The sequence below is a fragment of the Chitinophaga sp. H8 genome, from assembly GCF_040567655.1.
GTDB classification, from domain to species: Bacteria; Bacteroidota; Bacteroidia; order Chitinophagales; family Chitinophagaceae; genus Chitinophaga; species Chitinophaga defluvii.
In genome coordinates this window covers 2,369,658-2,385,249 of record NZ_JBEXAC010000001.1, presented here as the reverse complement: position 1 = coordinate 2,385,249, position 15,592 = coordinate 2,369,658, and the positions used below count along the sequence as shown (strand labels likewise).

Sequence of the window (15,592 nt, the reverse complement as noted above, 5' to 3'; positions counted from 1 at the left end):
AAAATACCATAAGCTCCTGTGATAATTGCCCCGCCTTTTTGCTTATTCTTGATGCAGTTGTTTAAAGATAAATGTCTTCAGCTCCTGTGCTGTAAGTAATGCCGTAGGGTTGAAGGTCTTGCCAGCAGCATACCTGGACAGGCTGAACCGCAGTTGTTTGGCCACCGTTCTTTTTTCGAGATCGGTATGGATATCCATGGAACATAAAATCAATTTACCTTTACCCACTTTCGCTTCAATAATAGCGGCCATCCTTCTGTTTTTGAAAAAATTGTCTATCGGACGAACAATGGGTTGAATATCCAGACCTAATGAGTCTATGATCATCGTCTTGGAGTGGCGGACAAGATCCCACCATTGCCAGTTTGAGTAACTATCTGTAGGGAAATTATGTAATGCAGGATGATTAGCGTCTATGAGCAGGCCCATTGTGCCAGGTTGATTGGGGAAATGTACAGGACTCCAGAAAACAGGTGCATACCTGCCTTCAACGCCTTGCAATGCAGCGGTATCCGGGTTCAGAATGACCGTTTTGCCAGCATCGAGCTGTTGCAGTGCTTCTTCCAGAGAGGTGGTGAAGAAAACACCGGGGTCAGTAGCAGGTAATTGTGCAGGATAAACCCAGATATTCCACTGATTACTGAAAGAGGTGCCTTTTATGGATAATCTTACAGTGAGCGCTTGTGCTTTCCTGATGTTTTTCAGCTTAAGTGAAAAGCTGCCAAGTGAATTATCATTGCCTATACCCGCTTTGGCAACAGATAGCACGCCAGCACCTAAAGTTTTACCAGTAGGGTCTGTTACACGCCACTCCGCTTTTACAGCCTGCATTTCCTGATTGCTGAAATTTGCCAGTGAGGCCTGTGCATGAAAGTCTTCCGAAGTAGTATAAACTGCTTTTTCAAAATGTAATAAAGGTACTACCGGGCCACAAAACCGGCTGAACGCTGTTCCGGTTATAATGCCTTTACTTTCCCAGAAGGCATTGACTAAGCCTACCAGTGCTGTACCCTGACCCGTAAAGTCCTGCAGCCCCAGTAATTGAAAGCCACTGAATCCTGGTGTTTTAAGTGCTCTTTCGATTTCTTCCTTGTAGAGGTTCGCAGCATGCTTACCGCTTGCCATTAGGTAAGCTGATGCGAGGGACAACAAGTGTTTCTTTTCAAGATCTTTCCGGACTGCTTTAAAATTAAGCGGGTCCAGCACACCCGTGTATTTATCAATTTCTTTCAGATCAGGATAAACAGAATACTGGCCAATCTCATGTGTTACTATGGGTACAGGCAGGTTTTCTATGGCGGAAGAAAAGTCCTGTTTAAATCCCGGCACCTCGTCATTAAATACGCCTTGTCCGCGTACCCAGCCTTGCTTTGTCCATTGGGTAATGTAAAAGTCATCTTCAGGTTGTGGCCAGCGGCCATGCCCGAAAGAGAAGGCGGTAGTGGTATAAAGCCGCCTGTTGTCGGCTGTTTTTAAGGCTTTTACAAGATGGTTCAGCCAGCTAAAGTCGCCTTCCAGTTCATTGCCCATGCTGAAAAAACAGAAGGAGGGATGGTTGCCATAAGTGTCCAGGATATCATATGCCTCCTGTATGAGGAAATCAAGGGTAGGTTTATCGTCGCCTACGCTTGTCCATAACGGTAATTCCACCTGAAGATAAAAACCTAAGGAGTCTGCTACTTCAAAAGCTGCTGCCGGCGGGCACCAGCTGTGAAACCGCAGGTGATTCAGTCCATAAGACCTGGCGGCGGTAAAAACTTTAAGCCATCCGCTTTTTTCCATCGGAGGGTAACCTGTAAGTGGAAAAATACCACATTCCAGTGTGCCTCGGAGAAATAGCCGGTGTCCATTGATCTGCAAAAGACTGTTGGCATTCCCTAATTGCCGGAATCCAAATTGCAGGTTCCGGGTATCCAGCGTATTGCCATCCTTAACTACTTTAATGCTGGCCGTATAAAGATTAGGCGTAAACTCATCCCACTGTGCAGGAGTATCAACAGGAATCTCCATTTGAACCGTATGGTCTTTTATGGCTATTGATTGTGCTGCTATTACCTTTCCCTTAAAGCCCAATGCAACCTGTAAAGTGGAAAGCTGATCCGGATTGTCTGTTTCGTGCAGCTTTACCACTACTTTTACCTTTTTACCTGGCAGATCAGGGTGCACCTCCGCTATGCGGATACTGCCTGCTGCTTTAGGGATCAATGCCATTTTTCCTATTACTCCATTCCATTTGATCTGTGTGCCGTCTGTATAAGCATGTGTAGCATCTCCTGTTTGATGTTGCTGCTGGTTGTCGATTCTAAGTACGATAACATGTTTACCTGGCTTCAATTTCCAGGGAATGCTGAATTGCTGTGGGGTACTGATATTTTCTGCTGTTCCTGCCAATTGATTATCTATCCAGAGCGTCGTTTTCCAAAGCACTCTTTCCAGGTATACGGACATGGGCTGGTTGGCCATTGCTGCTGGTATATCAATTTCTTTACGATACCACACTACACCGATGTACCGGTGCTTTCTGCTGAGGTTCAACATCACCTGGCGATGCATACTATCAATAGACAATTCAGGAGGTGTGCCGATCCCCGCATCATCCAGTGTGCCTGGTAGATGGATTGCATCCCTGAAAGGCAGCCGGTACCATTCCTGCTGAATGCCTTCGTTTAGCGTATCCAGTTTGTATTGCCATTTGCCGGAAAGTGATAAGCCTGTCTGCTGTGCAGTCAGGTTGGTTGCCAGGATAAGAAAGGCCGCTAATAAAGAAAGTCGTTTAATCATAATATGCGTGATGGTAGCTGCTGTTTTGCCCAAAAATATACATTTGTCTCTGGAGTGCTAATGGAATAAATCCGGGATAAGATGGATTATATTATGATTAGTCAGAAAAGTTCCCGGAACAATCAGGTATGGGTGACTGTTACATCTGAAACAACGCCGTAACGTACGTTTGGACTATTGTCGCATTTAGCCCCCAAGATTGTCGCTATTGCACTCCATCTGGTAATTCATTGACTATATCTTTGCTGTATGAAAAAACAAAGCCTTACAGGATGATGCGCAAGTCCCGGGCTTATAAATTATCATTTCCTAAAGAAAACATGTAAATCTTTAAAGCAAAAATCATGAAAAAGAATAAAATCATTTATTGGATTGCGACTATTTTTATCTTCTTGTTTGAAGGGGTAATGCCTGCATTTACCTTTAATACGGAGTTGGCAAGGCAAGGCATCAGCCATTTGGGGTATCCTACCTACTTTGGCAACACCCTGGTAGTTTTTAAAGTGTTGGGAGCACTGATATTGGTGATACCAGCTATAAAGGGCCGGTTGAAGGAATTGGCCTATGCCGGTTTTATATTTGATTTTCTGTTTGCCAGTATCAGTCATTTCGCTGTGGATGGGTTTGGATTTGATGGCATTTTTCCATTCATCATACTTGCGATCTTACTCGTGTCTTACGTGTATTATCATAAATTAAATAAAGGTGTAGCCTACGGAAACTAACTGCGAAAAGGCAGGTATGCCGGAGTTCCTTTATCTTTGCGCTTCATACCGGTTATCATCATGGATATTCTGATTATAGAAGACGAAGAAAGAATAGCCACCCTTGTTAAACAGGGATTGGAGGAACACGGGTATCAGGCAACGATAGCCTATGACGGTATCTCCGGCAAAAAACTGGCATTGCAACAGGATTTTGATCTCATTATCACGGATATTATCCTGCCTAAGATGGATGGGCTGGAGCTTTGTAAGGAAATCCGTGTCCGTAAACCCGGTATTCCTATCCTGATGCTCACCGCATTAGGTACAACAGATGATAAAGTAGAGGGTTTTGACGCAGGGGCAGATGATTATCTCGTAAAACCTTTTGAATTCAGGGAACTGCATGCACGTATCCGGGCACTCCTGAAACGCAATAACGGGAATGTGGGGCAACAGGGCCTCCTGCTGAAATATGCAGACATAACGTTCAACCTGCATACGATGATCGTAACACGTCATGACAGGGAAATTTCACTGACCCCTAAAGAGTTGAAATTACTACGGTATATGATGGAACATCCTGAAAGGGTTTTGTCCAGATCTGAAATAGCAGAAAATGTTTGGGAAACTACTTTTGATACAGGAACGAATTTTATTGACGTTTACATCAATTACCTCCGCAAGAAAATAGACAAGGATTTTGATGTGAAGCTTATTCATACCAAGCCTGGTTTGGGATTCATCTTTAAACAGGGTTAGCCATGCAGATCAAAACAAGGCTTACCCTGCTTTTTACGATGCTGATGGCTGCACTGTTGCTGGCTTTTGCCTTAACCGTCTATTTTACTTCCGCTGAAACCCGGGAGGATGAGTATTTTAAAAGATTAAAACAACAAGCTGCAACAAAAGCCAATTTATTGTTTGATACCAGAATAGCCCCTAATGTGTTACAGCTGATCTACAAGAATGCTCCCAATGCGTTGTTTCAGGAAGAAGTGGCTATTTATGATAGTAACTTTGAATTGTTGTATCATGATGATGTAGCCATTGACCGGGTGAAAGAAACAAAGAAAATGATCGATAGCATCATTGTCCGTAAAGAAATTCAGTTTTATCTGGGAGATGTGCAGGTAGTAGGGTTTCTGTATGAGCATAATAATAAAGCATACATCATTACTGCTGCTGCAAAAGATGAATATGGACTGACTAAGCTTGCTGGCCTTCGCAATACCATTGTCATCGCCTTCCTGGCGGCAGTGATAGTTATATTTCTGGCAGGGCAGTTTCTGGCCCAAAAATCATTACACCCCGTTTCCTCTATGGTCAGTAAAGTAAAAAAGATTACAGCTACCAACCTGGATCTCCGTCTGGACGAAGGTAATCGTAAAGATGAAATTGCCGCGCTGGCCATTACATTTAATGAAATGCTCAACAGGCTGGAACATTCCTTTGATGCCCAAAAAAGTTTTGTATCCAATATTTCCCATGAGCTACGTACACCACTAACTACTATGCTGGCAGAACAGCAACTGATCCTCGAAAAAGAAAGAACGAATGAGGCATACAGAGCAGCTATCCTGCATACTATTACAGATACACAAAAACTAATACGGTTATCAAACAGTCTGCTTGACCTGGCCAAAGCTAATTACGATCAGGCGTCTATTGCTTTCAAGCACATCCGGCTGGATGAACTGCTGATGGATGCCAGAACAGATGTACTGGAACATCAGCCGTTGTATAAAGTAGATATAGCCTTTGAGCAGGAAATAGATAACGATAACGATATTTCCGTGAATGGTAATATATACCTGCTGAAAGTAGCCTTTGTGAATCTGATGGAGAATGGCTGTAAGTTTTCGGAAAACCATCATTGTAAAGTATCCATTGCTTTTAATAGGGAAGACATCATCCTGCGCTTTTCTGATAATGGCGTTGGGATAAATCCGGAAGAGCTGCCTCATATTTTCACCCCTTTCTTCCGGGGGGGTAACAGGAAGTTTGCTGATGGCAATGGAATAGGGTTACCGCTTACCAAAAAGATCGTAGAATTACATCGAGGGAGTATTACCGTTCACTCAAAACAAGGTGAGGGCACGGTATTTGTTATTCACCTGCCTCATACCTGATCATCACTTTTCTAATAACTTTCTAATAATATTCTATAGCTCCTCTAACGGCTTCTGCACGAAGCCTGTTCTACCTTTGCACCTGCAAATAAGGGCAGCTGCGGCCGCCATTTTTATTATTCCATAATTGCTTTATAATGATCAGGAACATCGCAACCGGAGTACTGTGCGCCGGGGTGTATATTATTTTCACCTCCTGTAATAGCAAACAGACAGAAAAAAGCAGCATCAATTATGTTGTACAGGGGGATACTATCAATATTCCTTCCGGCTCCAATCTGGAAAATAAGCTAAAACTGCTGACGATACAATCTGTTTCGTATAGCCTGCCAATACTTACGGCGGGTATAGTCAAAGCGATTCCAACACAATACGCGGAGATAGCACCACCCTTTAAAGGAAGAGTTACCCGTTCATATTTACAATTAGGGATGAAAACCAGCATTGGAACACCTTTGTTTGAAATCAGTTCCCCTGATTTTATGGAGGCGCAAAAGGTTTTCTTCCAGGAAAGGACACAGTCGGCACAGGCGTACAAAAACCTGCGTCGTCAGGAAGACCTGGTAGCGCATGGGGTAGGCACAAAAAAGGACCTGGAAGAAGCACAAACGGCATACGAGATGGCCGCTAAAGAATATGAAAATGCGCTGATAGGTATCCGCCTTTTCAAAGCAGCCCCGGATAAACTATCATTAGGTCAGCCGCTGGTGGTGCGTGCTCCTATTGCCGGTGAGATTATTGAGAACAAGGTGGTACTAGGGCAGTTTATCAGGGATGATGCTGCCAGTATTGCTACAGTAGCGGAGCTGTCTCAAATATGGATTGCCAGCCAGGTAAAAGAAAAGGATATCCGCTTTATAAATAAACTGGATGAATGTAGTATCAGCGTAGCGGCTTTACCTGAAAAGCAAATTAAAGGGAAAGTATATCATGTTAATGAGATAGTTGATGAAACAACCCGGAGTATACAGGTGCTGGTAGCTGTTGATAATAAAGACCGTACGCTGAAGCCCGGGATGTATGTAAATGTCAGCTTTATACCTGCCCCTTCAGCAGCGGTACTCGTACCTGCCAAGGCTATCATGCAGATGAGCAACACCAGCTTTGTGTTTGTAGCTCTTGCTCCGGGCAGGTACATCAAACGGAAAGTGGAAACAACAGGCTCCGGGACAGATAAAGTCGTAATCCAATCAGGCTTAAATCCAGGAGAGCAGATTATTGCAGAAGGTGGCTTTTATCTGCTGGATGCCCAATAAGTAACCCGTAAAGCAACAAACCGATGAAACAAATAATTTTCACTGCCATACATAAACGCTGGCTGTTTGTAGCCTTGTTCCTACTGTTGTCAGTTTTTGGCTATTATTCCTGGCAGCACCTGGCTATAGAAGCCTATCCGGATATTGCAGATGTAACCTCCCAGGTAGTAACCCAGGTACCAGGATTAGCAGCAGAAGAAGTGGAACAACAGATCACTATTCCAATAGAAAGAGCTTTAAATGGTATGCCAGGTATGCATGTGATGAGAAGCAAAAGCACTTTCGGATTATCTGTTGTCACCATTGTCTTTGAGGATGGTGTTGAAGATTACTGGGCCAGGCAACGCATCCATGAACGGCTGAACGAGGTGGCATTACCTTATGGTGCACAGCCAGGCTTGGACCCGCTGACATCACCTGTGGGGGAGATATACCGTTATATTATTGAAAGTAAAAACCATGATCTGCGGCAGCTTACGGAGCTGCAAAACTGGACCATCATTCCCCGTATAAAACAGGTGCCTGGTATTGCAGATGTGACGAATTTTGGTGGGATCACTACCCAGTATCAGATTGAACTTGATCCGCATAAGCTGGAGCAATACGGGCTTTCATTAACAGAAGTCCTTACGGCGATCAATAATAATAACAATAATGCCGGAGGCAGCATCTTAACCAGAGGCGATCTGAGTTATGTGGTCAGAGGTATTGGCCTGGTTAAAACACTGGATGATCTCGGAAATATTGTCGTGAAGTCAACATATGGTGTACCGGTGTTTCTGAAAGATGTAGGAACACTGCAATATGGTCAGCTGGAACGTAAAGGTATTCTGGGGTATACTGACCGGAAAGTGAACTATAGCGAAGGGGTACAGGGAATCGTATTGTTATTGAAAGGACAAAACCCGTCTATTGTACTGGAAGGGATACATGCTGCTGTTGAAGAGCTGAACAAACATATCCTGCCGGCAGGAGTGACCATCCGGCCCTACCTGGACCGGACCAATCTTGTTGATACAACGCTTAATACCGTGTCGCATACTTTACTGGAAGGGATGGCGTTGGTGATTATCGTACTGATCGTGTTCCTGGGGAATTGGCGCGGTGCGCTGATCGTTGCCGTTACCATTCCGGTGGCTTTGCTGATCGCTTTTATCCTGATGCATCTGACAAATATTCCAGCCAACCTGCTTTCATTAGGGGCTATTGATTTCGGAATCATTGTGGATGGGGCCATCGTGATGATGGAGACTATTTTAAAGAAAAGGGAAGATCACCCCACTGAAGTATTGCGGGAAGCGTCCATTGCAGATAGGGCACTATCGGTAGCAAAGCCTATACTGTTTGCGACTATTATCATCATCATCGCGTATCTGCCGCTTTTCTCTTTCGAAAGAGTGGAGAAGAAATTGTTTACACCTATGGCCTTTACGGTGGGGTATGCGCTGCTAGGGGCATTGGCTGTAGCACTGCTGCTTATTCCGGGGCTTGCTTATGCAGTTTACCGGAAGCCGGGAAAACGCCATCACAACAAGTGGCTGGAAAAGCTGACCAACATGTACAGCAGCCGTATCCACAAAATCATGCAGCGGCCCCGACAGGTATTTTGGCCGCTTGGGATCGTGATGTTTGGTGCTGTAGTACTGGCTGTTATGGTAGGGAAAGATTTTCTGCCGCCCTTGGATGAAGGGTCTGTTTGGGTGCAGGTACAGCTCCCCCCGGGAATATCCCTGGAGAAGTCCAAAGAGATGAGTGATAGCTTACGGCAAAGAACGATGAAATATCCTGAGGTGACTTATATGATGGTACAGGCCGGCAGGAATGATGATGGTACTGATCCGTGGACGGCTTCCCACTTTGAGTGCAGCATAGGTCTGAGGCCTTATAAGGAATGGCAGAAAGGGAGAACAAAAGCAGACCTGATAGCCGACCTGGCAAAAGAATATGCGACCATGCCGGGCTATACCGTAGGATTTAGCCAGCCGATGATAGATGGGGTGATGGATAAGATAGCAGGTGCACACAGTGAGTTGGTGGTGAAGATCTATGGAGATGATTTTAAAGAAACCCGCAGCATTGCGGAAGATGTGCTGGGTGTCCTGAAGGGGGTTAAGGGGGCGGCAGATCTGGCCATTGACCAGGAGCCACCATTGCCACAGTTACAGATTGCGGTAGACCGTGATGCAGTAGCCCGTTATGGTTTAAATGTAAATGATGTGAGTGAGCTGATTGAAGTAGCCATTGGAGGAAAAGCAATTGCCCAGGTGTTTAATGGAAATAAAGTATATGATGTGAATTGCCGGTATAATGAAGACAGCCGTAATACCCCGGAAAAGATCGCTAACCTGATGCTGACTTCACAAACGGGAGCCAAAATTCCACTATCCCAGATTGCGGTTGTAAGAACAGCTGCTGGTGAAAGTACGATCACCAGGGAGATGAACAAACGCCATCTGACGGTAAAACTTAATCTGAGAGGACGCGATTTGACCGCCTTTCTGAAAGAAGCCCAGAATAGTATTGATAAGCACGTGAAGTATGATCCGCACAAATACAGGATTACCTGGGGCGGACAGTTTGAAAATCAGCACAGGGCCTATGCACAATTACAGGTAATTGTACCAATGGTGTTAGGAATGATGTTTCTTTTACTGTATGGTGCCTTTGGCAAATTCCGGCAGGCAGCCCTGATCCTGGCTATTGTGCCGCTGGCATTGTTTGGCGGAATGCTTGGGCTTAACCTGCGTGGGATGACGTTGAATGTATCTTCTGCGGTGGGCTTTATTGCGCTATTTGGGGTAGCGATTCAGAATGGCGTGATACTGATTACTTACATGAATGACTTGCGGAAGAAAGGGTATGATTTGCGCAAAGCGGTGACAGAAGGAGCAGCGCATCGCTTTAGGCCCGTGCTGATGACGGCAACGGTAGCAGCTTTGGGGCTATTGCCAGCTTCCCTGGCAACCGGTATTGGTGCAGATGTGCAAAGGCCATTAGCTACAGTAATTGTATATGGTTTACTCATCGCTACTGCCATTACCCTATTCGTACTGCCGGCACTGTATTATCTGCTGGAAAATAAATGGGGCCTACAGGAGGAGGAGAGGGAAAGCCCCGGAAGTGAGCAGGGGATTATGCTTTAACTATAAAGAAATTGATCATGCAAGTTTTAAATAAATATCTACAGTGGGTAGGAGGGATCGTACTGTTGTTGGGCACCTTAAATGGTTATGCACAGGTAGATACCACTTTTGTAAAAAAAGATGTTACCCTCCGGGAATATCTGCAACAGGTAAGTAAACAAAACCTCCGTTATCTTGCTGAGCAATACAATGTGAATATAGCAGTGGCAGGTATTGAGAGTGCCAGTGTTTTTCCTGACCCGGAGCTGGTGATAGGGGCATATGATAATCAGCAGGCAAGCCTGCATTTGGGAAGAGGGTACAATGCAGGTATCGGTACAACTTTAGAACTTGGAGGGCAACACCGGGCAAGGATCAACCTGGCCAATAGTCAGGCAGCATTTAGTAAAGCTTCCCTGCAGGAGTATTTCCGTAACCTCCAGGCAGAGGCAGCGCTGGATTACTTCAATGCGCTGCAGCAATATAATGCGTTCCTGGTGCAGCAAAACGCTTACAATACCATGAAACAGCTGGCAGATGCAGATTCCGTCCGGTACAAACTGGGGGCTATTACGGAAATAGATGCCAGACAGTCCCGACTGGAAGCTGGTAGCCTTCTCAATGAATTATTGCAGGGAGAGGCTAACTGGAAAGCAGCACTGGCACAGTTAAGTCTTGGCATTGGCCAGCAGCAGACAGACACTCTTTTATCGCCTTCAACTGATTTTAGTCATTTGCAGCGTAATTTTCAATTGTCAGTATTGATCAGCGAGGCACAAGTTAAGCGGGCGGATGTGGTAGCAGCTCAGGCAGCTAAAACGATGGCGGAAAAAAGCTGGCAGCTGGCAAAAGCCAATCGCAGTATTAACCTGGGGGTAAATGCCGGTATACAATATGCAGGAGCGTCTACTAACGAAACCGCTCCTACACCTGCTTACCGTAGTTTTAATGCTGGTATTACTTTACCATTGAAGTTTTCCAATGCTTATAAAGGTGATATCAAAGCGGCAAAATATACGATCAGGCAGTCTGCAATACAATATGAGCAGGTATTGTTACAAATAGCACTGGAAGTAAAGCAGGCTTATCTTAATTATCAGGCGGTAGAAAAGCAGGTGGCATGTTATCGCGGCGGGCTGCTGCAAGAGGCGGCAACAGTACTTGCCGGCAAAACCTATAGTTACCAGCGTGGTGAAACTTCACTGCTGGAAGTACTGACAGCCCAACGCACTTATAATGAGGTACAGCAGCATTATTATCAAACCATGTTTAATTATGCTGCGGCATTGATTGCGCTGGAACATAGCGCCGGAATCTGGGATATCTGGTAATTATGCGGGGGTTAATGCATTTAACGCTACTTCCTGTGTTTTACCCCTGAGTTTTATGACACCCAGTGGTTTGGTAATATAACCGGTTACAGCATACAACTCCTCCAGCAGGTCTGAGGAGGCAATAACTTCTTCATTTAATTCCCCGCATTTACTCAGGATCCTGGAAGTGGTATTAAGCACATCACCGGAATAAGTAATATCCCTTTTTATAATACCGACTTCACCGGCAATCACCTGCCCGCAATGAATACCTGCTTTAAAGGAAGGTACCAGGCCATAACGGCTGAGGTACTTTTCTTTTTTTTGCTGGATATACAGTTTTATATCAAAGAAGCATTTTAGACAATGTGTGTTTTCTTTTCCATTATCATAATTCCAGGCAATCACTACCTCATCACCTACATATTGATAGATTTCGCCGCTGTTGTCAAGAATAGGGGTGGTAATATCTGCAAAAAAATCTTTTAGAAGATTGTGATAAGCTTCATCTCCCAATTGTTCTGCAATGGTAGTAGAGGAGTTGATATCGAGAAACATAAAAATCCTTTTTTCTGATTTTGGCGTGTTATACTTCCCTCTGATGATATCAAGAAAGGCCCGCTGTCCGAATTTACTGTTTACTTGTAATAATAGCTGGGTAGTGGATACAACGAGCGACCATACCAGCAGATTTTTAAGACTCCGGGGGGCCATCTGCAGCATGGTAGGCAGCAAGGGGGCCCCGGTGAGTACAGGGCCTGCAATAATGCCAATGATAGTGGCAATGAACAGAATAATCAGGATGAAAGATATAAATACTGCTGCGATGGTATGCCCATAAGGTCTGTCCTGGTATCTTACATTAATGTAAAATACCAGGAAATAACCTCCTATTAATGCTCCTGTTAAAGCCACTCCCAGGTTGGTCCCCAATGAAAGGCCAAAAGAATAGCTGGCAGCTCTGGCGCCATGGTGGGTCAGTAACACGAGGTGATCGTATACAGTGATGAAAAAGCCTATTATCAGCCATGCAATAACAATTACCTTAAACTGCTGCAGCTTTTGCAAAGTGGCCTTATTCATAGCTGTTTGATTTATGAGTGAGTTTACTATTGTCGAATCATTACTTAATTTACTGGTTTTTGGTGATAGAAAATACAGGTCAGATTTATTGAATGGCGGAGGAGTTGTTTATTTGATTTGTTTTAAGAGTGCGGCTACTTCTGTTTGTCCCCAGTGTGGCTGAACGCTGAAAGAGGTGCTGTTGGCCAGTTTTTGTTGGGCTTCAGTTAATAACGCCCTGGCTTTTACTTTGTCGCCACCCCATGCTTTGGGAGTAGCATATTTTTCCCAACCGGCGATATACAATGCCCGGGGATTTTCCGGATTAGCTTTGAGTGCAAGCTGTAGATAAGCGCCGGCCTTAGGCCCGTATTGCCTTCCATAGGTGGCAGGGTTAATAAAAACCATGGCACGGTTAGCCATACTTAACACACAATACAACTCAGATACGGCACCTTGCTGGCTGCTGGTATCTATAAGTAGCAATGCCTGTCTGGCCTGCTCATCGGCGAGGCGGGCAAAAGGCTCAATTTTTTCACCATCGTCTTCATAAAACCAGGCAGTCCTGGCATTGCATAACGCCGCATAATAATAAGGAAGCCAATCAGTTTTTTGCGAGGTGGTTATCTGTTTGAAATCATTGGCCAGGGCCTGATAGTCTGTTACTGTGCTGGCCTTGTCCAAGGCAGTCACCAGCTGCGTTAATGTTTTGGGTGCCTGCTGAGCAATACTACTGAGTGGCAACGTAGCAATGGCGGCAATAATTAAAATCATGTTTTTCATCTTTTTTGATTTATAGGTTTTAAAATTGATTGTAGGTGTCGTTGAGCAGATCAGATCTTCTATCCATACCCAGGGTCATAAAGAAGCCAATAAAGTAATACCTGGAAGCAGGCAGGGTGATGGCAACTTTGTTAGTACCATTGTAACTATAGTTGTACCCAAAAACTTGCCGGCTGCCAAAAACATTGTTGGCTCCCAGGGCAATGCCAGAATAATCTTTGTTTTTACTGTTTTTAAATACACTGAACAGATAAGCAAAGAGTACGTTCATAGCATTGTTGGGCTGAGTGGTGCCATCGTCATAAATTATTGTCTTCCCTGTTCCATCTTTTCTTAAATCGTAGTAGGGGCGTCCGGTGGCCAGCGAATACGATACATTGGTGATCAGGCTTAGGTCAGGGAAGAATTTTTTTACCGCTAAAGAAAAGGTATGCGGTGTAGTGTATGAGGGCTGCAACCGGTACGGATAGTTCAGGTATTGCCGCCTGGTGTCCAGGTAACTGTAAGTAATCCAGTAATCCAGGTTTTTGAATGTTTTTTTATCCCTGAAAAAAAATTCTACTCCCTTAGCGTAACCATCTCCATTATTATCAACAGTGGGTTCCGTACTGATCAGCTGTTTGTACTGTTTATAAAATGCTTCTACCCTGAATAGCCGGTTGAATGCTTTTTTCTGATAATTAATGATATAGTGGGTGGCGCGCATGAAGTCAAGCGCGCTATTTTGAGACAGATATATATTACCTGGTTTCTGGAAGAAGATGCCATACGCCATGTTTATTTGTCCGCCATCGGTAAACTTATGGGCAATGCTGATTCTGGGTGCGAGGTTCCATTTGTTGAGAAAAGAAGTGTATTCTGCCCGTACGCCAATTTTAGCTGCAGTATTTTTTTGGATGTAAACATCCGTTTCTGCAAATGCAGCTGCGAGATGATCCGTGAGGTCATAACTATTCTCCTGATGGGTATACAAAGTAGTATTAGGGTCATGACTGTTGGTGTATTCTGCTCCAAAGCGGATCATTTGCCGGTTGGCCAGCCGTTTGCTTAGTACTATCCGGCTTTGCAGATAATTGGAAGTGGAATGATGTGTACTGTTTTTATCGGCATAAGGATCTTCCTGGACAAATACGGTTTCATGTGCTTTATTCAGCAATTGATTCCGGACAACGCCTTTATAATAATTATAAGCGGTTACAACATCTATTCTCCAATCCTGTCCGAATGATTCGCGGTAGGAAAGGTTGGTATACAGATTGGTGCCTTTTACCTGGAAAGAAGAGAGCAGATCCGTACTGTCAATATCAGGGTTACGCATCCCTACATGGTTGAAACTGTAATTGGTATAAAATTTCAATATGCCTGTTTCACTGGTTTTAATCCGGAAATTGGCATCTCCGGAAAAATATTCCGGACCATGAAAGTAGTCGGGTTGCTGGGGTACGATACGATTATACCATTGTGCATTGCTGTATCCAGTACTGGCGCCGAAACTGCTTTTTTTGTTGGCAGACAGTTTTTCAAACCCTATCGCCTGATTGGCAGGGAAAATACTGAAGGAAGCAGAGGTTTTGTCGGGCAGGTCTACGCTCTCCAGGATCAATGCACTGCTCAATGCTTGTCCATACAAAGCGGAGTACCCCCCTGTGCTGAAAAGAATCCCTTTGAACAGGAAAGGGTTTACCCTGGCAGGTTGTAAGATACCCGGAACGCTGGCATAGTTGGGATTAGGAAATACCGCGCCATCAATAAACTGTTTTGTTTCTTCATTGGTTCCGCCTCTTACATACAGTCCTTCTGATTCACCTACATGTTGTGCCCCTGGTAAAGACCGCAGTGCATTGGCTATATCGGCACCACTACCTGCTACGGTAACGGCATCCATAGGGGTGAGTGCCGCGCCTGTTGCTTTATCGCTTGCTTCAAAAGTGCCGGCACTGACTACTACCACCGGGCCTAATTGTGTGGAGGATGCCTCCAGGATGATGTTAAGGTGCACAGTTGGAGCTCCCAATACTACTGCAAGAGTCTTGGTGCGGTAGCCAATGGAAGATACCACGATGATTCTTTTCCCTTTTTCATGTGTAATGAACTGATAGTGGCCTGCCGTATCTGCCAGCACACCAGTGTTGGTGTTTTGGATGCTGATACTGGCTGCTCCTACAGATTCCTGCTTACGGTTGAGGATCTGCCCGGATAAGATCGTTTGTCCGCATACCGCCATGGCAGATAACAGGAGTGAAATGAGCGTGGATAAGAAGGCAGTTTGCATAACCGGTAGTTTTTATAATTACATAAAGCTACAGGGCAGGATTAGCTCCCCGTTTGCTGAATAGACAAAACAGTGAATTGCGTAGATAAGGTGAAAAATTGTATGCTGTTGGCAATAATTTTTTACTATTTTTAAGACGGCACAATCAACCAAAACCACTGCAAGGG

The 15,592-nt window shown here is 44.6% G+C and carries 10 protein-coding genes; 6 read left to right on the top strand and 4 right to left on the bottom strand.

The features are described 5' to 3' along the window. Positions 1-42 precede the first annotated feature (42 nt). On the bottom strand, positions 43-2,814 hold the full coding sequence (locus ABR189_RS08960; RefSeq protein ID WP_354660133.1) for a DUF8487 domain-containing protein: 2,772 nt from the start codon (positions 2,812-2,814) through the stop codon (positions 43-45). Positions 2,815-3,125: 311 nt separating this feature from the next. Here ABR189_RS08960 and ABR189_RS08955 point away from each other — a divergent pair, with 311 nt between their 5' ends. From ABR189_RS08955 to ABR189_RS08930, 6 genes are all read left to right on the top strand, one after another. Beyond that, positions 3,126-3,506: a DoxX family protein gene (locus ABR189_RS08955; protein ID WP_354660132.1), complete on the top strand. Its 381-nt coding sequence runs from the start codon at positions 3,126-3,128 to the stop codon at positions 3,504-3,506. A gap of 60 nt (positions 3,507-3,566) precedes the next feature. Further along, a complete protein-coding gene (locus ABR189_RS08950; RefSeq protein WP_354660131.1) occupies positions 3,567-4,247 on the top strand; it encodes a response regulator transcription factor in 681 nt (226 codons plus the stop codon). Positions 4,248-4,249: 2 nt separating this feature from the next. Beyond that, positions 4,250-5,617, top strand: coding sequence for a sensor histidine kinase (locus tag ABR189_RS08945; RefSeq protein ID WP_354660130.1), 1,368 nt, complete (start codon positions 4,250-4,252; stop codon positions 5,615-5,617). Positions 5,618-5,754: 137 nt separating this feature from the next. Then, positions 5,755-6,873 carry an efflux RND transporter periplasmic adaptor subunit gene (locus tag ABR189_RS08940; RefSeq protein WP_354660129.1) on the top strand — a complete coding sequence of 373 codons (1,119 nt, stop codon included), beginning with the start codon at positions 5,755-5,757 and terminating at the stop codon, positions 6,871-6,873. Positions 6,874-6,896: 23 nt separating this feature from the next. Next, the gene (locus ABR189_RS08935) at positions 6,897-10,016 is read left to right on the top strand and encodes an efflux RND transporter permease subunit (protein ID WP_354660128.1); all 3,120 of its coding nucleotides are present in this window, start codon (positions 6,897-6,899) and stop codon (positions 10,014-10,016) included. A 17-nt stretch (positions 10,017-10,033) separates the two neighbouring features. Beyond that, complete coding sequence (locus ABR189_RS08930) at positions 10,034-11,326, top strand: TolC family protein (protein WP_354660127.1); 1,293 nt, start codon at positions 10,034-10,036, stop codon at positions 11,324-11,326. On the opposite strand, the gene ABR189_RS08925 is transcribed toward ABR189_RS08930, so the two are convergent. The 3 genes from ABR189_RS08925 to ABR189_RS08915 form a co-directional block, all read right to left on the bottom strand. Next, on the bottom strand, positions 11,327-12,391 hold the full coding sequence (locus tag ABR189_RS08925; RefSeq protein ID WP_354660126.1) for an adenylate/guanylate cyclase domain-containing protein: 1,065 nt from the start codon (positions 12,389-12,391) through the stop codon (positions 11,327-11,329). A 108-nt stretch (positions 12,392-12,499) separates the two neighbouring features. Beyond that, positions 12,500-13,153, bottom strand: a complete 654-nt coding sequence (locus ABR189_RS08920) for a hypothetical protein (RefSeq protein ID WP_354660125.1) — start codon at positions 13,151-13,153, stop codon at positions 12,500-12,502. 19 nt (positions 13,154-13,172) lie between these two features. After that, positions 13,173-15,425, bottom strand: coding sequence for a TonB-dependent receptor (locus ABR189_RS08915; protein ID WP_354660124.1), 2,253 nt, complete (start codon positions 15,423-15,425; stop codon positions 13,173-13,175). Between the last annotated feature and the right edge of the window lie 167 nt (positions 15,426-15,592).

Bases quoted from the DNA above. Each gene is read 5' to 3' on its own strand.
- ABR189_RS08935 (WP_354660128.1), top strand. From the start codon at position 6,897: ATGAAACAAATAATTTTCACTGCCATACATAAACGCTGGCTGTTTGTA.
- ABR189_RS08920 (WP_354660125.1), bottom strand. From the start codon at position 13,153: ATGAAAAACATGATTTTAATTATTGCCGCCATTGCTACGTTGCCACTC.
- ABR189_RS08950 (WP_354660131.1), top strand. From the start codon at position 3,567: ATGGATATTCTGATTATAGAAGACGAAGAAAGAATAGCCACCCTTGTT.
- ABR189_RS08930 (WP_354660127.1), top strand. From the start codon at position 10,034: ATGCAAGTTTTAAATAAATATCTACAGTGGGTAGGAGGGATCGTACTG.
- ABR189_RS08945 (WP_354660130.1), top strand. From the start codon at position 4,250: ATGCAGATCAAAACAAGGCTTACCCTGCTTTTTACGATGCTGATGGCT.
- ABR189_RS08940 (WP_354660129.1), top strand. From the start codon at position 5,755: ATGATCAGGAACATCGCAACCGGAGTACTGTGCGCCGGGGTGTATATT.
- ABR189_RS08955 (WP_354660132.1), top strand. From the start codon at position 3,126: ATGAAAAAGAATAAAATCATTTATTGGATTGCGACTATTTTTATCTTC.
- ABR189_RS08925 (WP_354660126.1), bottom strand. From the start codon at position 12,391: ATGAATAAGGCCACTTTGCAAAAGCTGCAGCAGTTTAAGGTAATTGTT.
- ABR189_RS08915 (WP_354660124.1), bottom strand. From the start codon at position 15,425: ATGCAAACTGCCTTCTTATCCACGCTCATTTCACTCCTGTTATCTGCC.